Annotated in this window: 21 protein-coding genes and 1 tRNA gene; 20 read left to right on the forward strand and 2 right to left on the reverse strand. The window is 65.3% G+C overall.

The window, feature by feature from the left end; all coding sequences use genetic code 11:
* Positions 1-162 precede the first annotated feature (162 nt).
* The 17 genes from acpP to nagZ all read left to right on the forward strand — a co-directional run bounded on the left by acpP (position 163) and on the right by nagZ (position 15,176).
* On the forward strand, positions 163-402 hold the full coding sequence (gene acpP / locus AC3WL8_RS11690; protein ID WP_008644813.1) for an acyl carrier protein: 240 nt from the start codon (positions 163-165) through the stop codon (positions 400-402).
* Positions 403-592: 190 nt separating this feature from the next.
* Positions 593-1,825 (forward strand): beta-ketoacyl-ACP synthase II, encoded by a 1,233-nt coding sequence (fabF, locus tag AC3WL8_RS11695; protein ID WP_013957369.1) that lies wholly within the window; start codon positions 593-595, stop codon positions 1,823-1,825.
* Between the two features lie 52 nt (positions 1,826-1,877).
* Positions 1,878-2,348, forward strand: a complete 471-nt coding sequence (locus tag AC3WL8_RS11700) for a hypothetical protein (RefSeq protein ID WP_228772480.1) — start codon at positions 1,878-1,880, stop codon at positions 2,346-2,348.
* 111 nt (positions 2,349-2,459) lie between these two features.
* Positions 2,460-3,059 (forward strand): RNA polymerase sigma factor RpoE, encoded by a 600-nt coding sequence (rpoE, locus tag AC3WL8_RS11705; protein WP_010814682.1) that lies wholly within the window; start codon positions 2,460-2,462, stop codon positions 3,057-3,059.
* Positions 3,060-3,174: 115 nt separating this feature from the next.
* Positions 3,175-3,804, forward strand: coding sequence for a sigma-E factor negative regulatory protein (locus AC3WL8_RS11710; RefSeq protein WP_013957367.1), 630 nt, complete (start codon positions 3,175-3,177; stop codon positions 3,802-3,804).
* Positions 3,805-3,812: 8 nt separating this feature from the next.
* A complete protein-coding gene (locus AC3WL8_RS11715) occupies positions 3,813-4,892 on the forward strand; it encodes a MucB/RseB C-terminal domain-containing protein (protein ID WP_013957366.1) in 1,080 nt (359 codons plus the stop codon).
* 133 nt (positions 4,893-5,025) lie between these two features.
* Positions 5,026-6,510 carry a DegQ family serine endoprotease gene (locus AC3WL8_RS11720; RefSeq protein ID WP_211979960.1) on the forward strand — a complete coding sequence of 495 codons (1,485 nt, stop codon included), beginning with the start codon at positions 5,026-5,028 and terminating at the stop codon, positions 6,508-6,510.
* A gap of 15 nt (positions 6,511-6,525) precedes the next feature.
* A complete protein-coding gene (locus AC3WL8_RS11725) occupies positions 6,526-6,810 on the forward strand; it encodes a glutaredoxin family protein (protein ID WP_041228427.1) in 285 nt (94 codons plus the stop codon).
* Positions 6,811-7,017: 207 nt separating this feature from the next.
* Positions 7,018-8,811, forward strand: a complete 1,794-nt coding sequence (gene lepA, locus AC3WL8_RS11730; protein ID WP_013957363.1) for a translation elongation factor 4 — start codon at positions 7,018-7,020, stop codon at positions 8,809-8,811.
* 95 nt (positions 8,812-8,906) lie between these two features.
* On the forward strand, positions 8,907-9,806 hold the full coding sequence (gene lepB, locus AC3WL8_RS11735) for a signal peptidase I (protein ID WP_013957362.1): 900 nt from the start codon (positions 8,907-8,909) through the stop codon (positions 9,804-9,806).
* Between the two features lie 50 nt (positions 9,807-9,856).
* Positions 9,857-10,249 carry a DUF4845 domain-containing protein gene (locus AC3WL8_RS11740; protein ID WP_013957361.1) on the forward strand — a complete coding sequence of 131 codons (393 nt, stop codon included), beginning with the start codon at positions 9,857-9,859 and terminating at the stop codon, positions 10,247-10,249.
* A gap of 1 nt (position 10,250) precedes the next feature.
* Entirely contained in the window at positions 10,251-11,021 is a 771-nt protein-coding gene (rnc, locus tag AC3WL8_RS11745) for a ribonuclease III (protein WP_010814690.1), read from the forward strand.
* Positions 11,018-11,956 (forward strand): GTPase Era, encoded by a 939-nt coding sequence (gene era, locus AC3WL8_RS11750; RefSeq protein WP_211979959.1) that lies wholly within the window; start codon positions 11,018-11,020, stop codon positions 11,954-11,956. Before rnc ends, era begins: the two co-directional genes overlap by 4 nt.
* Before the next feature lie 19 nt (positions 11,957-11,975).
* Positions 11,976-12,869, forward strand: a complete 894-nt coding sequence (gene recO, locus AC3WL8_RS11755) for a DNA repair protein RecO (RefSeq protein ID WP_013957359.1) — start codon at positions 11,976-11,978, stop codon at positions 12,867-12,869.
* Between the two features lie 41 nt (positions 12,870-12,910).
* Positions 12,911-13,693, forward strand: coding sequence for a pyridoxine 5'-phosphate synthase (gene pdxJ, locus AC3WL8_RS11760; RefSeq protein ID WP_153954743.1), 783 nt, complete (start codon positions 12,911-12,913; stop codon positions 13,691-13,693).
* A complete protein-coding gene (gene acpS / locus AC3WL8_RS11765; RefSeq protein WP_013957357.1) occupies positions 13,690-14,097 on the forward strand; it encodes a holo-ACP synthase in 408 nt (135 codons plus the stop codon). Before pdxJ ends, acpS begins: the two co-directional genes overlap by 4 nt.
* A 29-nt stretch (positions 14,098-14,126) precedes the next feature.
* The gene (gene nagZ / locus AC3WL8_RS11770) at positions 14,127-15,176 is read left to right on the forward strand and encodes a beta-N-acetylhexosaminidase (protein ID WP_153954744.1); all 1,050 of its coding nucleotides are present in this window, start codon (positions 14,127-14,129) and stop codon (positions 15,174-15,176) included.
* Between the two features lie 88 nt (positions 15,177-15,264).
* Here nagZ and efp read toward each other — a convergent pair whose 3' ends face one another.
* A complete protein-coding gene (gene efp, locus AC3WL8_RS11775; protein ID WP_010814696.1) occupies positions 15,265-15,825 on the reverse strand; it encodes an elongation factor P in 561 nt (186 codons plus the stop codon).
* A 211-nt stretch (positions 15,826-16,036) separates the two neighbouring features.
* Entirely contained in the window at positions 16,037-17,197 is a 1,161-nt protein-coding gene (gene earP, locus AC3WL8_RS11780) for an elongation factor P maturation arginine rhamnosyltransferase EarP (protein WP_211979958.1), read from the reverse strand.
* A 110-nt stretch (positions 17,198-17,307) separates the two neighbouring features.
* On the opposite strand from earP, the gene uvrC reads away from it, so the two are divergent.
* The 3 genes from uvrC (at position 17,308) to AC3WL8_RS11795 (ending at position 20,341) form a co-directional block, all read left to right on the forward strand.
* A complete protein-coding gene (gene uvrC / locus AC3WL8_RS11785) occupies positions 17,308-19,380 on the forward strand; it encodes an excinuclease ABC subunit UvrC (RefSeq protein WP_371827373.1) in 2,073 nt (690 codons plus the stop codon).
* Positions 19,381-19,493: 113 nt separating this feature from the next.
* Positions 19,494-20,093, forward strand: a complete 600-nt coding sequence (gene pgsA / locus AC3WL8_RS11790; RefSeq protein ID WP_013957352.1) for a CDP-diacylglycerol--glycerol-3-phosphate 3-phosphatidyltransferase — start codon at positions 19,494-19,496, stop codon at positions 20,091-20,093.
* A 172-nt stretch (positions 20,094-20,265) separates the two neighbouring features.
* A tRNA-Gly gene (locus AC3WL8_RS11795) sits at positions 20,266-20,341 on the forward strand.

A 20,341-nucleotide genomic window follows, 5' to 3' on the forward strand; every position in this document is an offset into this window, starting at 1 on the left:
TGGTTGGCTGGTTTCGGGGAAGAAGCCCGAAGAAGCCGCCTGAAGTAGTAGTTTTCCGAACCAAACGGGCGCGATTCTTGCAAAGCTTGGCAGGCGGCATTTCTGTCGCCTCAAACCTGCTAAAATGCGCCCACTTTTTGTCGAACTTCCCTGGAGGGTTACATGGACAATATCGAACAACGCGTCAAGAAAATCGTGGCAGAACAGCTTGGCGTGGCCGAGGCAGACATCAAGAACGAATCGTCGTTCGTGAACGATCTCGGTGCGGACTCGCTGGACACGGTTGAACTCGTGATGGCGTTGGAAGATGAATTCGGCATGGAAATTCCTGATGAGGAAGCCGAAAAGATCACGACCGTGCAACAGGCTATCGACTACGCCACCGCGCACGTCAAGGCCTAAGCCCGTCGTCTCTGCATTCCGAGCCACAGAAGGCAGGTGGGCGGGCCGTTGCGGCCGCGCCTTGCTGTTTTCTGTGGCTTTCGTCTGTTTGAAGAAGCAGAATGGAATGTGCTTCGCCGTGCGGCCCGCAAGGCCGGCGGCGGGTTGATCTCCGTTCCGTTCCCGTTTCACGCACCCGTAGGAAAACATAGTGAGCCGTCGTCGCGTCGTCGTCACTGGGCTTGGCCTTGTGTCTCCGGTCGGAAACACGGTTGCCGAAGGCTGGGCCAACCTGGTTGCCGGCAAGTCCGGCATCGCCACCATCACCAAATTCGATCACTCCGCGCTTTCCGTGCACTTTGCCGGTGAAGTGAAGGGTTTCAATGCCGAGGACTACATCCCCGCCAAGGAAGCCCGCGCGATGGATACCTTTATCCATTTCGGCATTGCAGCCGGCACGCAGGCGCTGAAGGACAGCGGCCTGGAAGTGACCGACGCCAATGCCGAGCGCATCGGCGTGCTGGTCGGTTCGGGCATCGGCGGGCTGCCGTTGATCGAAGAAACCCACGCCGTGCTGACCGAGCGTGGTCCGCGCCGGATTTCGCCGTTCTTCGTGCCGGGATCGATCATCAACATGATCGCGGGCCACCTGTCGATCATCCACGGCATCAAGGGCCCGAACCTGGCTGCCGTGACCGCTTGCACGACCGGCCTGCACAGCATTGGCCTGGCCGCCCGCCTGATCCAGGCCGGCGATGCCGACGCCATGCTGGCGGGCGGTGCCGAGTCGACCGTGTCGCCGCTGGGCATCGGCGGTTTCGCCGCTGCGCGTGCGCTGTCGACGCGCAATGACGATCCGGCGGCCGCTTCGCGTCCGTGGGACAAGGACCGCGACGGCTTCGTGCTGGGCGAAGGCGCGGGGGTGATGATGCTGGAGGAGTACGAGTCGGCCAAGGCGCGCGGCGCGCGCATCTATGCCGAGCTGATCGGCTTTGGCATGAGCGGCGACGCCTATCACATGACCGCGCCGAACATGGACGGCCCGCGCCGTTGCATGGTCAATGCGCTCAAGGACGCCGGCATCAATACCGACCAGGTGCACTACCTGAACGCCCACGGCACGTCCACGCCGCTGGGCGACAAGAACGAATCCGATGCGATCAAGGCCGCATTCGGCGAGCAGGCCTACAAGATGGTGGTGAACTCGACCAAGTCGATGACCGGCCATCTGCTGGGCGGTGCCGGCGGCCTGGAATCGGTCTTCACCGTGCTGGCGCTGCACAACCAGGTGTCGCCGCCGACGATCAACCTCGACAACCAGGATCCCGAGTGCGACCTGGACTACGTGGCCAACACGGCGCGCGAGATGAAGATCGACGTCGCGGTGAAGAACAACTTCGGTTTCGGTGGCACCAACGGCACGCTTGTTTTCCGCCGCGCCTGATCCGTGGTTGAGGCGGGCCCTTCGCGGGCTGCGCCAGGGCAGGGTCCACCCGTTGTGGGCCCTGTTCATGTTTTGTGCCGGCGAAACGCTGGCGCTCGCGCTGCTGGCGCGGACGCTGGCCGATGTGGTGGCCGGCAGTCAGTCTGGTTTCCATTGGGGGCATGCCGCCATGGCGCTGGGACTCACGCTTGCCGCCACGGCGACGGTGCGTGCCTGGCTGGCGTGGTGGCGCGGCCTGCGCTGGCACTGCACCGCGGTGCTGCACGCCCCCGACGGCAAGGAGCCATTGCGGATCCGCCTGCAAGGGCCGGGCGGTGCCCGGCACGAGGCTGTGGTCAGGCAATGCTGGCAGGCCGGGGGCGCCGTTGTCGTGCGCCTGGTCCCCGGAGCGCCCGGGATGCCGGGCGCCATATTTCTTCCCTGGCAGGCGGGTTCGCCCGAGTTGGTGCGGCGGTTGCAACGCGCCGCCAGAGTTGCACTGCGGGTGCAACCTGATATGCCGGCAGGGGAACGATTTTGTTAGCTTACGGTCACAGGATGCGCGTTGCTTCACCGGGCGGGCTTAGAATCGTAGGTAAAATACAACGTTTGTCGTGACGACCAAACCAAGAGATACACTGCAGGTGAGCCATACGTGAGCGAACGCGAAGCCGATCAGCTCCTAGTTGAACGCGTCCAGCAGGGCGACAAGCGGGCCTTTGAACTTCTGGTGACCAAATACCATCGGAAGATCATTCGCCTGATTTCGCGCCTGGTCAGGGACCCCGCTGAGGTTGAGGATGTGGCGCAGGATGCCTTTATCAAGGCATACCGCGCCTTGCCCCAGTTCCGCGGGGAGTCGGCCTTCTATACGTGGCTGTACCGGATCGCCGTCAACACGGCCAAGAACTACCTGGCCACCCAGGGCCGCCGCCCGGAAGCGTCCAGCGATATCGATGCAGAAGAGGCTGAAACTTTTGCGGACGGTGAGCAACTAAGGGATATCAATACGCCGGAATCGATGCTTCACACGCGCCAGGTCGCCGAGACGGTGAACCGCGCCATGGAGGCCCTTCCGGAGGAATTGCGAACCGCCATCACGCTGCGCGAGATCGAGGGCCTCAGCTATGAGGAGATCGCCGAAGCGATGGGATGTCCGATCGGGACGGTGCGTTCGCGGATCTTCCGGGCGCGCGAGGCGATTGCCGAGAAATTGCGTCCGCTGCTGGGAACGGCAGAGGGCAAGCGGTGGTAGTAGTCGGGTAGTCGAGAAGAATGTCGTGCGGCCAGCGTTGCAGCGTATTCCTGCATCGATAAGCGACAGAAGTGACGGGATTATCGGTGTTCAATGGAATGTCTTGGGGTGGGAAATGGGTCAGGCTCATAAGCAGTCGGTTCATGTAGTGGAAGCAGCGGAGCAGATCTCCGTACTGATGGATGGCGAACTGGCGCTGCACGAAGTCGATGCCGTGCTGGGTCTCGCGAAAAGCGATGCCGGCATGTCCGACTGGGCCACTTACCAGTTGATCGGCGACACGCTGCGTTCGGAAGACCTGACGCACGCGGGTTCCACCACTGCTTTCCTCTCTCGTTTCTCCGCGCGCCTGGAAGCCGAGCCGCACGTACTGGTGCCGGCAGTGGCGCAGGCCAGCGCCCGCCACCGCCTGCTGGTCAGGCCGTCGTGGGTGCGCCGCGTGATGCCGGGCACCGCGATCGCCGCCGCCGTGGCAGCGGTCAGCTGGGTGGTCGTGCCGCAGATGCGCGGCCCCGCCACGCTGGCCACCCCCGATGCCGTGGTGGCGCGCGCCGACCAGCCCGCAGCCAGCCCGGCCTCTGGTATCGTCACCGTGGCGGCGGAAAGTCCCCAGATGATCCGTGACCCGCGCCTGGACGAATACCTGCGTGCCCATCGCACGTCGGTGGCAACGGATGCGTTCGTGCCCACCATGCGCACGGTTGCCAACGGTGCAAACTTTACTCAGGAAAATACGCAGGAATAATGCCGGACATGCTTAAAGGAGGGTCGCCCGCCTATGTAGCGGGCGCGCAGAAAATCAGGGCCCTGCGTAGGTCCTTTTTTCTGGCCTTGTGTCTGAGCGCTGCCGCGGCCACCGCACAGCCTTCAGACAGTACGCTGAACCGACGCGACGCCACCGCCTGGCTCAACAAGATCCACAAAGCCGCACAGCGCGAAAACTATGTCGGCACGCTGATCTACCAGCGCGGCAGCGTCATGCACGCCTCGCGTATCCAGCATTACAGCGATCTCGTCCACAACGAGTACGAACGCCTGGAAACGCTCGATGGCAAGCCGCGCGAGGTGCTGCGGCAGAATGACGTGGTGCACAGCCTGATCCCCGAAGCCAAGCTGGTGGTGGTGGAGAAGCAGGAAGCCAAGGACCGCTTCCCGGCGCTGCTCGCCACCAACAAGAACGACGTGCTGGACCTGTACGACATGCGCAAGATGCCCGCCGAGCGGGTGGCAGGCATGGAGTGCGAGGTCTTTGCGCTGGAGCCGCACGATGCCGCACGCTATGCGGTGCACCTGTGGGCGGAGAAAAACTCCGGCCTGCTGATGCGCGCGCAGACCATTGGCGACGGCGGCAAGGTGCTGGAGCAGGTCGCGTTCTCGCAGGTGCAGATCGGGGTGCCGTCCGAAAAGCAGCGTATCCTCGGGGCGATCAAGAATTCCAGCAGCTGGAATCGCTATGAGGTGACCTACCAGCCGACCAATATCGCCGACGAGGGCTGGTCGATTGCGGTGCCGCTCAAGGGCTTCCAGAAGATCCGTGAAGTCCGCCGTCCGCTCGGCGAACTGCGCGCGCCCGCGCCGGGCAACGCGCACGGCCAGGTCTTCGAAGTGCTGCAGGTCGTCTACAGCGATGGGCTGACCGGCCTGTCGGTCTTCATTGAACCGGTTTCCGAGCAACGCGTGCGCCGCGAGGGCGTGGCCGCGCTCGGCGCGACCCAGGTCGTGGTGCGCCGGATTGCCGATTTCTGGATTACCGTGGTGGGCGAGGTGCCGGCGAGCACCGTCCGGCAGTTTGCGACCGCCGTGGAATACCGCCCGCCCAAGGCGGTACACTGAGCTTGACGCAGGTGCAGCCGACGCCGCCGGACTCTGTCCCGGCGCCGGCTCCATGAAACTTGCGCAGGGGTCCCCGCCACGGGATCACATCCAGACGGTTTTTCTTCTATTTGCTGAATCCCGGGAGTTGTCGATGATGTTCAGATCTCCAGCCCTGGCGCGGGCCGTGGTCATGGCTGCCATGATGCTGCTCGGCCCGACTGTTGCCGAAGTCAGCCATGCCCAGGCTGCCGCCTCCAACTACAACCTGCCCGATTTCACCGACCTGGTGGAAAAGGCGAGCCCGGCCGTGGTCAATATCCGCACTACGGAACTCGTGCGCCAGCGCGGTGCGCCCGGCGGCGATGACGAGATGGCGGAATTCTTTCGGCGCTTCTTCGGCGTGCCGATGCCCGGTGCCCCGGCGCCCGGCGCCCCCCGCCGCGGCCAGCCGCCGCAGCAGGAAGAGCAGAGCCGCGGCGTGGGTTCGGGCTTCATCATCAGCCAGGACGGCTACGTGATGACCAACGCGCACGTGGTCGCCGATGCCGAAACCATCTATGTGACGCTGCCCGACAAGCGCGAATTCAAGGCCAAGCTGATCGGCTCGGACAAGCGCACCGACGTGGCGCTACTCAAGGTCGAGGCCAGCGGGCTGCCGCGCCTGCCGCTGGGCGATTCCAACAAGGTTCGCGCCGGCGAATGGGTGCTGGCTATCGGCTCGCCGTTCGGACTGGACAACAGCGTGACCGCCGGCATCGTCTCGGCCAAGGGCCGCGACACGGGCGACTACCTGCCGTTCATCCAGACCGACGTGGCGGTCAACCCCGGCAATTCCGGCGGCCCGCTGATCAACCTGCGCGGCGAGGTGATCGGCATCAACTCGCAGATATACAGCCGCAGCGGCGGCTACATGGGCATCTCGTTCGCGATCCCGATCGACGAGGCGATGCGCGTGTCCGAGCAGCTCAAGGCCTCCGGGCGCGTGACGCGCGGGCGCATCGCCGTGGCCATCGGCGACGTCACCAAGGAGGTGGCCGATTCGCTGGGCCTGGGCCGTGCGCGCGGCGCGCTGGTCGGCAGCGTCGAGCCGGGTGGTCCTGCCGAGAAGGCGGGCATCGAGGCCGGCGACATCATCCTCAAGTTCAACGGCCGCGATATCGAGCGGGCCTCGGACCTGCCGCGCATGGTGGGCGAGACCAAGCCGGGCACGCGCGTGCCGCTGCAGCTGTGGCGCAAGGGCGCGACCCGCGACGTCACGATCACCGTCACCGAGCTGGAGCCGGACGGCAAGGCCAAGGCCCGCAGCGGCGCAACGCCCAAGGACGACAGCGCGGCGCAGGCCGGCAAGCCCAACGCGCTGGGCCTGGTGGTCAATGACCTGCCCGAGGCGCGCCTGAAGGAGCTCAAGCTCAAGTCGGGTGTCGAGGTGGAAGTGGCCGACGGCCCGGCGCTGCGTGCCGGCATCCGTCCGGGCGACGTCATCCTGCGCCTGGGCGATACGGACGTGACCAACGCCCGCCAGTTCAACGAGCTGGTGCGTAGCCTGGACAAGAACCGGATTGCCGCGGTGTTCGTGCGGCGCGGCGACGCCACCCAGGTGCTGACGCTGCGTCCTGGCGCCACGTCCAGCCGCTGATCCGCCATGGCCGGTATGCCCGCGCTGACGCTGTACGGCCGGGCATACTGCCACCTTTGCGAAGACATGAAGGTCGCGCTGGAGCCGCTCCGGCGCGATTTTTCTTTCACCCTGCATGAGGTGGATGTCGATGCCGATGCGGGGCTGGAAGACCGCTTTGGCGAGCTGGTGCCGGTACTGATGCCAGGCACGCCGGCAGACTTGCAAGGCAGCGCCGTGGCGCTTTGCCACTATTTCCTCGACGAAGCGGCCGTAAGGGTGTGGCTTGCCGCACATGGTGGCGCGCACACCACCTGCTGATCCCCGCCGGTAACCGCCGCCCGCCGCGCCACGCCGCCATTTGACGACCCGGAAGTCATTGAAAATCCGGTAAAATTGCAGATTGGCGCAAAAATTGCACCCCCCGAACCTGCGGTACGCCCGCGCACGCCTTGCGGCGCGCGGCGCCGGGCCGCTCAACCGCTTGTTGCCGCGCGGGCTCTCACGCCGGCGCCCCCTGAACACTAGATGGACCATATCCGTAATTTCTCGATCATTGCCCATATCGACCATGGGAAGTCCACCCTGGCCGACCGGATCATTCAGCTTTGTGGAGGGCTGTCGGATCGGGAGATGGAAGCGCAGGTCCTCGATTCGATGGATATCGAAAAGGAGCGCGGCATCACCATCAAGGCGCAGACCGCTGCGCTCAGCTACAAGGCGCGCGACGGCCAGGTCTACAACCTGAACCTGATCGACACCCCGGGACACGTCGACTTCAGTTATGAAGTGAGCCGCTCGCTGTCCGCCTGCGAAGGCGCGCTGCTGGTGGTCGACGCCTCGCAGGGCGTTGAGGCGCAGACCGTGGCCAACTGCTACACCGCAATCGAGCTGGGCGTGGAAGTGGTGCCGGTGCTCAACAAGATCGACCTGCCGCAGGCCGATCCCGATAACGCGATCCAGGAGATCGAGGACGTGATCGGCATCGATGCGCAGGACGCCACGCCGTGCTCGGCCAAGACCGGGCAGGGCGTGCAGGACGTGATCGAGGCGCTGATCGCCAAGGTGCCGCCGCCCAAGGGCGACGCCGACGCGCCGCTGCAGGCGCTGATCATCGACTCGTGGTTCGACAACTACGTTGGCGTGGTGATGCTGGTGCGCGTGGTCAACGGCACCCTGCGTCCCAAAGACAAGGTACTGCTGATGGCCAACGGCTCACAGCACCTGGTCGAACAGGTGGGCGTGTTTACGCCGAAGTCGATCCCCCGCGATGCGCTGACGGCGGGCGAGGTCGGCTTCGTCATCGCCGGCATCAAGGAGCTGAAGGCGGCCAAGGTGGGCGACACCATCACCACCATGCAGCGCAAGGCCGAGGCGCCGCTGCCGGGATTCAAGGAAGTCAAGCCGCAGGTGTTCGCCGGCCTGTACCCGGTCGAGGCCAACCAGTACGAGGCGCTGCGCGAGTCGCTGGAAAAGCTGCGGCTCAACGATGCCTCGCTGATGTTCGAGCCGGAAGTGTCGCAGGCGCTGGGCTTCGGCTTCCGCTGCGGCTTCCTCGGCCTGCTGCACATGGAGATCGTGCAGGAGCGCCTGGAGCGTGAGTTCGACATGGACCTGATCACCACCGCGCCGACGGTGGTGTACCAGGTCGAGATGCGCGACGGCACCGTGATCACCGTGGAAAATCCGGCGAAGATGCCGGACCCGAGCAAGATCGAGGCGATCCTGGAGCCGATCGTCACCGTCAATCTGTATATGCCGCAGGAATATGTCGGCTCGGTGATTACGCTGTGCACGCAGAAGCGCGGTTCGCAAATCAACATGAGCTACCACGGCAAGCAGGTGCAGCTGACCTACGAGATCCCGATGGCGGAAATCGTGATGGACTTCTTCGATCGCCTGAAGTCGGTGTCGCGCGGCTATGCGTCGATGGATTACGAGTTCAAGGAATATCGCCCGTCGGACGTCGTCAAGGTCGACATCCTGATCAACAGCGACAAGGTCGATGCGCTGTCGGTGATCGTGCACCGTTCGAACTCGCAATACCGTGGCCGCGAGGTCGCGGCCAAGATGCGCGAGATCATTCCGCGCCAGATGTACGACGTGGCGATTCAGGCCGCCATCGGCGCGAATATCATTGCGCGCGAAAACGTCAAGGCGCTGCGCAAGAACGTGCTGGCCAAGTGCTACGGCGGGGACATCACGCGCAAGAAGAAGCTGCTGGAAAAGCAGAAGGCCGGCAAGAAGCGGATGAAGCAGGTCGGTACGGTCGAGATCCCGCAGGAGGCTTTCCTGGCCATCCTGCAGGTGGACGACAAGTAAGAAGGCGCAGCGAGCAGGGCAGTGCCACGCGCGGCGGCTTGCCGCCGTGGTGAAAGAACAGGCTGTACCAGGATTTCAAAAAACCAGAAGCCGTCATGAATTTTGCACTGATCCTTTTTGTGCTGGTGGTGATTACGGGCGTCGCGTGGGTTGCGGACAAGCTCGTGTTCGAGCGGCAGCGCCGCTCTTCGGCGCGGCTGGCGCTGGCCGAGTTCGATTCGCGCCAGGCCGACCTGCAGGGCCGCTTCGGCGCGGCGGAAGCTGACGCCACGCGCAAGCGCCTGGCCGAGGAAAAGCTGCGCCAGCCGTGGTGGCTGGAGTATTCGGCCAGTTTCTTCCCGGTGATCCTGGCGGTGTTCGTGCTGCGCTCGTTCGTGGTCGAGCCGTTCAAGATCCCGTCCGGCTCGATGATCCCGACGCTGCTGATCGGCGACTTCATCCTGGTCAACAAGTACGAGTACGGCATCCGCCTGCCGGTGGTGAACAAGAAGGTCGTGGACATGGGCGAGCCGCAGCGCGGCGACGTGATGGTGTTCCGCTACCCGAAGGACCCGTCGCTCGACTACATCAAGCGCGTGATCGGCGTGCCGGGCGACGTGGTGCAGTATGCCAACAAGCGCCTGACCATCAACGGCAAGCCGGCCGAGTACACTGCGCTGCCGGATTTCCTGGACGAGGAGCGCCTGGCGTATTCCAAGCATTTCCGCGAAAAGCTGCCAGGCAGCGTCGATCATGGCATCCTGAACGACGCCGACCGCCCGTCGTTTATCGCGGGGGCGGACCCGGATTTCCCGTACCGGGAAAACTGCACTTACAATCAGCAGGGCGTGACCTGCAAGGTACCTGCGGGTCACTATTTCGTCATGGGTGACAACCGGGACAACAGCCTGGATTCCCGTTACTGGGGGTTCGTGCCGGACGAGAATATCGTCGGCAAGGCCTTTGTGATCTGGATGAACCTGGGCAATTTCGGACGCGTGGGAACGTTCAAATAAGAATCCCCGCGGCGCAAGAACACTCAACGCAAAACGAGGACAAGCGCATCATGGGTCAATTTGGGAAGGTGGGGGGCAGGAATCCGGTACGACGCCGGGCAGGCATGGGCGGGTTTTCCGTCTGGACGCTGCTGGTGATCGTGGTGTTCGTGATCGGGGTGGCCTTGCCGGCCCTGCGCGCGATCCCGAGTCTGGTGGAGTATTTTTCGGTCAAGCGCGCGGCCAGCTATGCCAAGCAGCGCGCCACCAACAAGCGCGAAGTGGTCGATTTTTTTGAGAAACAGGCAGTCATCGACCGGATTACCGCAGTCAAGGCCGAGGACCTCCTGATCCGGGAAGACGAGAACGGCACCATCCAGTCGGTCGATTTCTCGTACCGGACCGAGGTGCCCGTCTATGGACCCCTGAGCCTACTGATTACCTATTCAGGAACGCAGCACTGATATGAACCTTGACGCCTTGCAGCAACGACTCGGCTACCGATTCAGCAAGCCCGAATTGCTGCAACAGGCGCTGACGCACCGCAGCCACAGCGCCCAGCACAACGAACGCCTTGAATTCCTGGGCGATTCGGTGCTCAACTGCGCCGTGGCGGACATGCTCTATGGCATGTTCGGCAAGCTCGACGAGGGTGACCTGTCGCGCGTGCGGGCCAACCTGGTCAAGCAGCAGGCGCTGTACGAGATCGCCCAGATGCTGCAGTTGTCCGATACCCTGCGCCTGGGCGAGGGCGAACTCAAGAGCGGGGGCTTTCGCCGCCCGTCGATCCTGGCCGATGCGCTGGAAGCCATCGTCGGCGCGGTGTTCCTGGACGCCGGCTTCGATGCCGCCCGGGCGCTGATCCGCAAGCTCTATATCCCGATCCTGGAGCAGGTCGATCCGCGCACGCTCGGCAAGGACGCCAAGACCCTGCTGCAGGAATACCTGCAGGGCCATAAGATCGCCCTGCCGCAATATAACGTAATCGCCACACACGGGGCCGCGCACAGCCAGCAGTTTGAAGTCGAGTGCACGGTGCCTAAACTGGAAGTCCGGGTGTTCGGCACCGGCGCCTCGCGGCGCGCCGCCGAGCAGGCCGCCGCCAAGCTGGCGCTGGACGAAGTCCAGAAGCTGGTGCCGCAGTTGCTCAAGCGCAGCCGCGCCGAGCGCACCGGCAAGACCCGCAAGCAACCCGTGCCGCAAGACCCACAGCTGTCTCTCAGGTTGAAGGAATGACCGAATCTACCCATCCGCAGCAAGACGCGGCGGATACCCCGGCCGCGGCGTTCCGCTGCGGCACCGTGGCCATCGTCGGCCGCCCCAACGTGGGCAAGTCCACGCTGATGAACGCGCTGGTCGGCCAGAAGATCAGCATCACCTCGCGCAAGGCGCAGACCACGCGGCACCGCATCGTCGGCATCCAGACCACGGATGACGCGCAGTATGTGTTCGTCGACACGCCGGGCTTCCAGACCCGCCACGCCAGCGCGCTGAACCGTTCGCTGAACCGCGCGGTTACGTCCACGCTGTCGTCGGTGGACCTGGTCCTGTTCGTGGTCGAGGCCGGCTACTACGGCGCCGACGACGAAAAGGTGCTGTCGCTGTTGCCGAAGAGCACGCCGGTGCTGCTGATCGCCAACAAGCTGGACCGCGTCAACGGCGAGAACCGCTCGGAAGTGATGATGCCCTTCCTGGAAAAGATGGGGCAGCAGTTCCCGTTCCGCGAAGTGGTGCCGATGACGGCCAAGACCCACGACCATATCGCGCGCCTGTTCGCGATCATCCGGCCCTACCTGCCGGAAGGCGAGCCGATGTATGACGCCGACGCCATGACGGACCGCAGCGAGCGCTTCCTGGCCTCGGAGATCATCCGCGAGAAGGTGTTCCGCTGGACCGGCGACGAGCTGCCGTACACCAGCACGGTGATCATCGACAAGTTCGAGACCGAGGGCCGCCTGCGCCGCGTCTTTGCCACCATCCTGGTCGAGCGCGACGCGCACAAGGCCATGATCATCGGCAACAAGGGCGCCAAGCTCAAGCAGATCTCCACCGAGGCGCGCCTGGACATGGAAAAGCTGTTCGACGGCAAGGTCTACCTGGAAATGTGGATCAAGGTGAAGAGCGGCTGGGCCGACAACGAAGCTGGGCTGCGCGCGTACGGCTACGAGTGAGCATAACGGCGAGCGACCAGTGAGCAAGACGGCTGACATCGCGCGCGCGCCGGCGCCGGCGCCACGGTCCCGCCGCGCCGACCCCGTCGTCGACGAGGCCGCCGAACTGCTCGACAGCAAGGCGCTGCCGGGCATGGCCGACGCGGCCGCGCGCGCGATGATGGACCGCGCCATGCGCATCGTGCCGGCGCGGCCCGAGTCGCGCGTGGCCGAGCAGCCCGGCTTTGTGCTGCACGCCTGGCCGTATCGCGAGACCAGCCTGATCCTGGACCTGTTCACGCGCGACTACGGCCGCATCTCGATGGTGGCCAAGGGCGCAAAGCGCCCGCACTCCGCGCTACGCGCGGTGCTGCAGCATTTCCACCCGGTCTCGGTGTCATGGAGCGGCCGCGGCGAGGTCAAGACCCTGACCAAGGCCGAGTGGGTCGGCGGCATGCCGCCGCTGGACGGCGACGCGCTGCTGTCGGCGTTCTACCTGAACGAGCTGCTGATGCGCTTCTGCCCGCGCGAGGACGCGCATCCGGCCTTGTTCCGCCACTACCTGACGACGCTGACGCGGCTGGCGCACGGCGAGCAAGCCGGGCTGGTGCTGCGCAGCTTTGAACGCGTGCTGCTGCAGGAAACCGGCTTCGCGGTGGCCTTCGACCAGTGCCTGAGCACCGGCGAGCGGGTCCAGCCAGGCCTGGACTATGTCTACCAGCCAGAGCGCGGCGTGCGCCGCGCGCAGCCGAGCGACCCGTCGTCGTGGCCGGTGGTCACTGGCCAGACGCTGCTGGACATGGCGCAGGACGATTACAGCCGCGCGCAGACCGCCGCGCAAAGCCGCGCGCTGATGCGGTTCCTGCTGCATTATTATCTGCAAGGCGCGCCACTGAAGACGCGCCAGATACTGATCGACCTGCAGTATCTCTGACCGACTCAAGAACCCTCCGACTTACTCCTGCACCTGCTCGCATGATCTTCCACGCAAATCCGGGCGTCATCGACCTTGGCGTCAATATTGACCACGTCGCCACGCTGCGCAACGCGCGCGGCACCGTGTACCCCGATCCCATCCGCGCCGCGCTGCTGGCGGAACAGGCCGGCGCCGACCTGATCACGCTGCACCTGCGCGAAGACCGCCGCCATATCCGCGATGCCGACGTGCGCGCGCTGCGCCCGCAACTGGCCACGCGCATGAACCTGGAATGCGCGATCACGCAGGAGATGCTCGACATCGCCTGTGAAATCCGTCCGCAGGACGTGTGCCTGGTGCCGGAGCGCCGCGAGGAAGTGACCACCGAGGGCGGGCTGGATGTGGCCGGGCGTTTCGAGCAGGTCAAGGCGGCGTGCGCGCAGCTGGCCGGCGCCGGCATCCGCGTGTCGCTGTTCATCGATGCCGATGCCGACCAGATCGCCGCCGCGGCCGCGTGCGGCGCGCCGGTGATCGAGCTGCATACCGGCCGCTATGCCGATGCGCATACGCCCGATGAGCAGGCGCTCGAGTTCCGCCGCATCGCCGATGGCGTCGATGCCGGCCAGAAGCACGGCCTGGTGGTCAACGCCGGCCATGGCCTGCACTACACCAATGTGCAGCCGATTGCCGCGCTGCCCGGCATCAAGGAACTGAACATCGGCCACGCGATCGTGGCGCATGCGGTGTTCGCGGGCTGGGAGAACGCGGTGCGCGAGATGAAGGCCATCATGGTCGCCGCGCGCCTGGGCACGCGCTACCCTGCCGCGGGCGCCCCGGCGTGATCTACGGCGTCGGCACCGACATCATCCAGATCGCCCGCGTGCAGGGCGTGATGGAACGCACCAACGGCCGTTTCGCGGAGAAGGTGCTGGGCCCCGATGAGCTGGCCAAGTACCACGCCCGCAAGGCGCGTTCCGAAAAGCGCGGGCTGGCTTTCCTGTCCACGCGCTTCGCTGCCAAGGAGGCGTTCTCCAAGGCCATCGGCCTGGGCATGCGCTGGCCGATGACGTGGCGCGCGATGGAGCTGATGAACCTGCCGTCCGGCGAGCCCACGGCGGTGTGCCATGGCGAGCTGGCCGCATGGCTGGCGGAACGCGGGCTCACCGTGCGGGTCAGTGTCAGTGACGAGCACGACTTTGCCGTCGCCTTCGCCATTGCCGAGCGTGCGGGCGGGGCGGCTTCCTAACCTACAGCCTTGTGAATCCAACAACTTCCATGTCCAAGAAGAACTCCGGCAAGCGGCCGGGCCCGGTGGTCCTCGACGTCGTCGGCAAGCAGCTCGACGCGGAGGATGCGCGCCGCATCGCGCATCCGCTGACCGGCGGCGTGATCCTGTTCGCGCGCAATTTCGAGTCGCGCGCGCAACTGCTGGCGCTGACGCGCGCGATCCGAGCAGTGCGCGACGACGTGCTGATCTGCATCGACCATGAAGGCGGGCGCGTGCAGCGCTGCAAGACCGACGGCTTCACCCACCTGCCGGCGATGCACCGCCTGGGCGGGCTGTGGGAGCGCGACGTGCTGGCCGCGACCAAGGCCGCCGTGGCCTGCGGCTACGTGCTGGCCGCCGAGCTGCGCGCCTGTGACATCGACCTGAGCTTCACCCCGGTGCTGGACCTGGACTACGGCCGCAGCGCCGTGATCGGCGACCGCGCCTTCCACGCCGATCCGCGCGTGGTGTCGATGCTGGCCGGCCACCTGAACCACGGCCTGCTGCTGGCCGGCATGAGCAACTGCGGCAAGCACTTCCCCGGCCACGGCTATGTCGAGGCCGATTCGCACGTGGCGATCCCGGTCGACGAGCGCTCGCTGGACGAGATCCTGGAGCAGGATGCGCGCCCGTATGAATGGCTGGGCCTGTCGCTGTCTTCGGTGATGCCCGCGCACGTGATCTACCCCAAGGTCGACCCGAACCCGGCCGGCTTCTCGCGCTACTGGCTGCAGGATGTGCTGCGCGCCCAGCTGGGCTTCGAGGGCGTGATCTTCAGCGACGACCTCAGCATGGAAGGCGCCAGCGTCGCCGGCAATGTCACCGAGGCCGCGCGCGCCGCGCTGACCGCGGGCTGCGACATGGTGCTGATCTGCAACCATCCGGAGCGCGCCGACCAGTTGCTTAGCGAGCTGGACGTGGGCATCGACAAGACCTCGCAGCGCCGCATCCGCAAGCTGTTCGCGCGCAGGAAGCCACTGGACTGGAACAAGCTGCACCAGGAAGGCGAGTACCGCGCCGCGCTGCGCACGCTGAAAGAGCACGACCTGATCGCCTGAACGGGGCTGCGTGCAGAAACAAAAATGGCAGCCGAGGCTGCCATTTTTGTTGACCGGCCCCGCGCTGAAGCGGGGCGAAGCGAGCGCCTTAGTTGGCGCGGCTACGGTATTCGCCGGTGCGGGTGTCGATTTCGATCTTGTCGCCGATGTTGCAGAACAGCGGCACTTGCAGCTCGAAGCCGGTGTTGATCTTGGCGCCCTTGAGCACCTTGCCCGACGAGGTGTCGCCCTTGACGGCCGGCTCGGTGTAGACGATTTCGCGGACCAGCGTGGTCGGCATTTCAACCGAGATGGCCTTGTCGTTGTAGAACACCACTTCAACATTCATGCCGTCTTCGAGGTAGTTCAGCGAGTCGCCCATGCTGTCCTTCTCGACTTCGTACTGGTTGTAGTCGGCGTCCATGAACACGTACATCGGGTCAGCGAAGTACGAGTAGGTGCATTCGCGGCGCTCGAGCACCACGACTTCGAACTTGTCGTCGGCCTTGAACACCGACTCGCCCGGTGCGTCCGTCAGCAGGTTCTTGTACTTCATCTTGACCACAGCGGCGTTGCGGCCCGACTTGTTGTATTCGGCCTTCTGCACGACCATCGGATCGCCGCCGATCATGAACACGTTACCGACGCGGAGTTCCTGTGCGATTTTCATCTGAACTGTTTTCCTGAAATAGAAAGTAGGAATTTGGAATGGCGAAGGCGCGCTGCCGGCATCACCTGCGGTGAGCCTGTGAGCCCCAACGAGAGGCGTTCACGCGCTCGCGACCCCGTGCTCAGCTTGCATTCAGGTCTTCGCCCAGTGTCAGTCTGACGCCTGGGAAAGGCCCTGGTTCTCCGGCCCGGTCGCCATTTGAATCAACCGATCATTTTACCTGATTTTCGCAAAAGGCCACCAGGTTGGCGGCAAGATCGCCGGGATGCTGCATGCGCCGCTCCCAGCGCGGTGCGATTGCAGCAAGTGCCGGCAGGTGCGCACGCAGGCGCGGCCAGTCGAGGGGAACGCCAAAACCGTTCCAGGCGTGCCAGAACTCCGTCAGCGCGCTGGCCGCTTCCGGCGCCACGCCGCTCTGGCGAAACAGGTCGAGCCAGGCATCGAGCTTCGTCCGGTGCGCGGCATCGTCCTGCGGGTAGATATGCCACACCAGCGGCTGTGTCGCCCACTGCGCGCGCACGAAGGAATCCTCGCCGCGCACGAAGTTCAGGTCGCAGGCCCACAGCAGTTCGTCAAAGTGCTCCTGGCGTACGAAAGGGATCAGCTGCACGCACAGGCTGCCGCGTTGCACCGGATCGCCAATCCGCAGCGGGGTGCCCAGCCATTCGGCGACCTGGTCCGCGGCCAGGCCTGCGGGCACGAGGCAATGGACCGCCTCGGCGGCATCGCGCCATTGCTCCAGCAGCACGGGCAGGGCCGGGTTGCGGTAGGCAAACAGGCTCACGCGCAGCGCATCGGGCCGGGGTGTCACGCTCAGCCGGTGCCACAAGGCCGCCTGGGCGGCCGTGCCGCTGAGGAAGGCTGCGCGCTGCGCGCCCAGCATCGATTCCCGCAGCAGGCCGCCGGTGCCCGGCTCGAAGCCGGGGAAGAAGAAATGCTTCACCAGCGGCAGCCGCGGATGGGGCGAGGGCATCGCATGGTGCTCCCGTACCCACGGCTCGGCGCTCAGGTATTCCAGGTTGATCCAGGCGGGTTTGGGGTCACGCGCGGCCATGCGGGCCAGGAAGGCTTGCGGCACATCGCAGGCGAAGGCTTCGATGACGGCATCGTGTGGCTCGACCCCGGCGGTGTCATCCACGTCGCTATCGCCACCCGGCCGCCACGGACGAATCTCCACGCCCGCCAGGCGCTGCACGGTGGCGCCGGTATCGAGTTCCGGCGCCAGCCGCGCGAAGCTGGCCAGGTCATCGACCCACAGCCGCACCGCGTGCCCATGCTCCTGCGCCAGCTGGCGGGCCAGCCGCCAGCAGACGCCGATGTCGCCGAAGTTGTCGATTACGGTGCAGAAGATGTCCCAGGAGCGGATAGGCATGACAGGTGAGGGGCGCGCGGGCGGGGCGCGCGCTGAATTGCTCTAAACTTGCGATTTTAGAGGCCATGCCGTTTTGATGCGCGCAGGCCGTGTAGCGGTCACCGTCCCCAATGTCCGACCAGCAACCCGATTCCCCGAAACCCGCCGACGAAGTTCCGGCCGAAATGCCGCCCGAAACGCCGGCCGCCCAGCCAGCCGAGGTGACTGCCGAGGCGTCTGTTGAAGCGCCGCCGGAGCCGTTCGATCCGCGCCCGGTCATTTCCCGCCTGCCCGGCCTGCCGGGCGTGTACCGCTATTTCGATGCTGCCGGCAATGTTCTGTACGTGGGCAAGGCGCGCGACCTGAAGAAGCGGGTATCGAGCTATTTCAACAAGACCCAGTTGTCGCCGCGCATTGCGATGATGGTGGCGCGCATTGCCCGCATCGATACCACGGTGGTGCGCACCGAGGCCGAGGCGCTGCTGCTCGAGAACAACCTGATCAAGGCGCTGGCGCCGCGCTACAACATCCTGTTCCGCGACGACAAGTCGTACCCGTTCCTGAAGCTGACCGGGCACCGCTTCCCACGCATGGCGTACTACCGCGGCGCCACCGACCGCAAGCACCAGTACTTCGGGCCGTTCCCGAGCGCCTATGCGGTGCGCGAGAGCATGCAGATCCTGCAGAAGGTGTTCCAGTTGCGCACCTGCGAGGACACCGTCTTCAACAACCGCACGCGGCCGTGCCTGCTGCACCAGATCCACCGCTGCACCGGGCCGTGCGTCAACGCCATCAGCGAAGAAGACTATGCGCGCGACGTCGCCAACGCGGCGCGCTTCCTGCAAGGCCGCCAGACCGAGGTGCTGGAGGGCCTGCAGGGCAAGATGGAACAGCACGCCGAGCGGCTGGAATTCGAGCAGGCCGCGGCCGTGCGCGACCAGATCGCGGCGCTGTCGACCGTGCTCAAGCGCCAGGCGGTGGAAGAAGTGGGCGGGCAGGCGCGCGATATCGACGTGCTGGCCGTGGCGGTGGAGGGCGGGCGTGCCTGCGTCAACCTGGCCATGGTGCGCGGCAGCCGCCATCTGGGCGACAAGGCCTACTTCCCGGCCCATGCCGACGAAGCGGCGATGATCGTCGAGGATGCCGATGAACGCGCCGAGGAGCGCGAGGATGGGGCGGACAGCGCCGCAGCCGCGCTGCCGCTGACCGTCGACCGCATCGCCACGCGGGTGCTGTCGGCCTTCATGGTGCAGCACTACCTGGAGCAGCCGGCGCCGCCCATCATCGTCGTCAGCCATGCGCCGGACGATGCCACGGTGCTCGAGGCGCTGACGCTGCACGCCGGGCGCAAGGTCACGCTGGTGCGCCAGCCGCAGGGCCAGCGCAAGGTCTGGCTGGAGATGGCGCAGCAGGGCGCGGCGCTGGCGCTGTCGCGCCGGCTGGCCGAGCAGGGCAGCCAGGAGGCGCGCACGCGCGCGCTGGCCGAAACCATCGGGCTGGATCTGGAAGACCTGGCGCTGCTGCGCGCGGAGTGCTTCGACATCAGCCATACCGCCGGCGAGGCCACCCAGGCGTCGTGCGTGGTGTACCACCACCACGACATGCAGAACAGCGAATACCGCCGCTACAACATTCAGGACATCATCCCGGGCGATGACTACGCGGCCATGCGCCAGGTGCTGACGCGGCGCTACCAGAAGCTGGTCGAGCAGATCCAGGAAGACGGCGGCATGGAGGCCGGCAGCGAAGCCGCGGCGCAGGTGCCGCAGATCGTGCTGATCGACGGCGGCAAGGGCCAGGTCGAGGTGGCGCGGCAGGTGTTCGAAGAGCTTGGGCTGGATATCGGGCTGCTGGTCGGCGTGGCCAAGGGCGAGGGCCGCAAGGTCGGCCTGGAGACGCTGGTGTTCGCCGATGGCCGTCCCTCGCTGGAGCTGGGGCAGGGCAGCGCCGCGCTGATGCTGGTGGCGCAGATCCGCGACGAGGCGCACCGCTTTGCCATCACCGGCATGCGCGCGCGCCGCGCCAAGACGCGCACCACCTCGCGCCTGGAAGAGATCGAGGGCATCGGCGCGCGCCGGCGCCAGAAGCTGCTGACCCGCTTTGGCGGGCTGCGCGGCGTGATGGCCGCCAGCATCGATGAGCTGGCCAGCGTCGAGGGCATTTCACGCGGCCTGGCCGAAGAGATCTACCGGCAGTTGCACTGAGCGCGCGGGGCCGCGGGGCGGTGCGGGGTGGGAAATTGGCCAATGATGGTCGATTGGTCCGGAAATCGGCGACAATCGCAAGATTGGTTACCGTCCCCCGCCGCCCGAGTTCCATGCCCTTCAATTTCCCGATCCTGCTGACCTGGCTTCGTGTCGCCATGATTCCACTGGTGGTAGGCGTGTTCTACCTGCCCGACGCGTGGCTGCCGATGCATGCCAAGAACCTGACGGCGGCGTCGTTTTTCATCATTGCCGCGGTCACGGACTGGCTGGACGGGTTCCTTGCGCGGCGCTGGAACCAGACCTCGTCGTTCGGCGCCTTCCTGGACCCGGTCGCCGACAAGCTGATGGTGACGGCGGCGCTGCTTTCGCTGCTGGCGCTGGGCCGGGTCACGGACCTGATCGCGCTGGTGATCATCGGGCGCGAGATCACCATTTCGGCGCTGCGTGAATGGATGGCGCAGATCGGCGCTTCCAAGAGCGTCGCGGTGAACTTCCTCGGCAAGCTCAAGACCACGGTGCAGATGGTGGCGATCCCGCTGCTGCTGTACAGCGACCGCCTGCTCGGCTTCGATGCTCACCTGCTCGGCACGTGGATGATCTACGTGGCGGCAGTGCTGACGCTGTGGTCGATGTTCTATTACATGAAGCTTGCCTGGCCGCAGATCCGCGAACGCAGCGGGATGGTGGCGCGCGCCGGCGCGCAAAAGTGAAAAGAATTTTTGAAAAGGTGTTGACGACGAGAGCAGTTCTTTGCATAATCTCATTCTCGTTGCTGACGACGCAAACGAAAGCAGCGAGATAGGGTTGGTTTAACGCAAGATGTTGTGAGATAACAGCGTGTTGCAGCATAAAACACCTTAGTTGGATTTTGGTAGTGCCCCTGCGGGAGTAGCTCAGTTGGTAGAGCGCAACCTTGCCAAGGTTGAGGTCGCGAGTTCGAGACTCGTCTCCCGCTCCA

This window comes from Cupriavidus sp. FW305-F7, from assembly GCF_058782875.1.

Excerpts from the sequence above, each read along its gene's own strand:
- acpP (WP_008644813.1), top strand. The coding sequence starts at position 163 with ATGGACAATATCGAACAACGCGTCAAGAAAATCGTGGCAGAACAGCTT.
- AC3WL8_RS11710 (WP_013957367.1), top strand. The coding sequence starts at position 3,175 with ATGGGTCAGGCTCATAAGCAGTCGGTTCATGTAGTGGAAGCAGCGGAG.
- AC3WL8_RS11715 (WP_013957366.1), top strand. The coding sequence starts at position 3,813 with ATGCTTAAAGGAGGGTCGCCCGCCTATGTAGCGGGCGCGCAGAAAATC.
- AC3WL8_RS11720 (WP_211979960.1), top strand. The coding sequence starts at position 5,026 with ATGATGTTCAGATCTCCAGCCCTGGCGCGGGCCGTGGTCATGGCTGCC.
- AC3WL8_RS11725 (WP_041228427.1), top strand. The coding sequence starts at position 6,526 with ATGCCCGCGCTGACGCTGTACGGCCGGGCATACTGCCACCTTTGCGAA.
- lepA (WP_013957363.1), top strand. The coding sequence starts at position 7,018 with ATGGACCATATCCGTAATTTCTCGATCATTGCCCATATCGACCATGGG.
- lepB (WP_013957362.1), top strand. The coding sequence starts at position 8,907 with ATGAATTTTGCACTGATCCTTTTTGTGCTGGTGGTGATTACGGGCGTC.
- AC3WL8_RS11740 (WP_013957361.1), top strand. The coding sequence starts at position 9,857 with ATGGGTCAATTTGGGAAGGTGGGGGGCAGGAATCCGGTACGACGCCGG.
- rnc (WP_010814690.1), top strand. The coding sequence starts at position 10,251 with ATGAACCTTGACGCCTTGCAGCAACGACTCGGCTACCGATTCAGCAAG.
- era (WP_211979959.1), top strand. The coding sequence starts at position 11,018 with ATGACCGAATCTACCCATCCGCAGCAAGACGCGGCGGATACCCCGGCC.
- pdxJ (WP_153954743.1), top strand. The coding sequence starts at position 12,911 with ATGATCTTCCACGCAAATCCGGGCGTCATCGACCTTGGCGTCAATATT.
- nagZ (WP_153954744.1), top strand. The coding sequence starts at position 14,127 with ATGTCCAAGAAGAACTCCGGCAAGCGGCCGGGCCCGGTGGTCCTCGAC.
- efp (WP_010814696.1), bottom strand. The coding sequence starts at position 15,825 with ATGAAAATCGCACAGGAACTCCGCGTCGGTAACGTGTTCATGATCGGC.
- earP (WP_211979958.1), bottom strand. The coding sequence starts at position 17,197 with ATGCCTATCCGCTCCTGGGACATCTTCTGCACCGTAATCGACAACTTC.
- uvrC (WP_371827373.1), top strand. The coding sequence starts at position 17,308 with ATGTCCGACCAGCAACCCGATTCCCCGAAACCCGCCGACGAAGTTCCG.
- pgsA (WP_013957352.1), top strand. The coding sequence starts at position 19,494 with ATGCCCTTCAATTTCCCGATCCTGCTGACCTGGCTTCGTGTCGCCATG.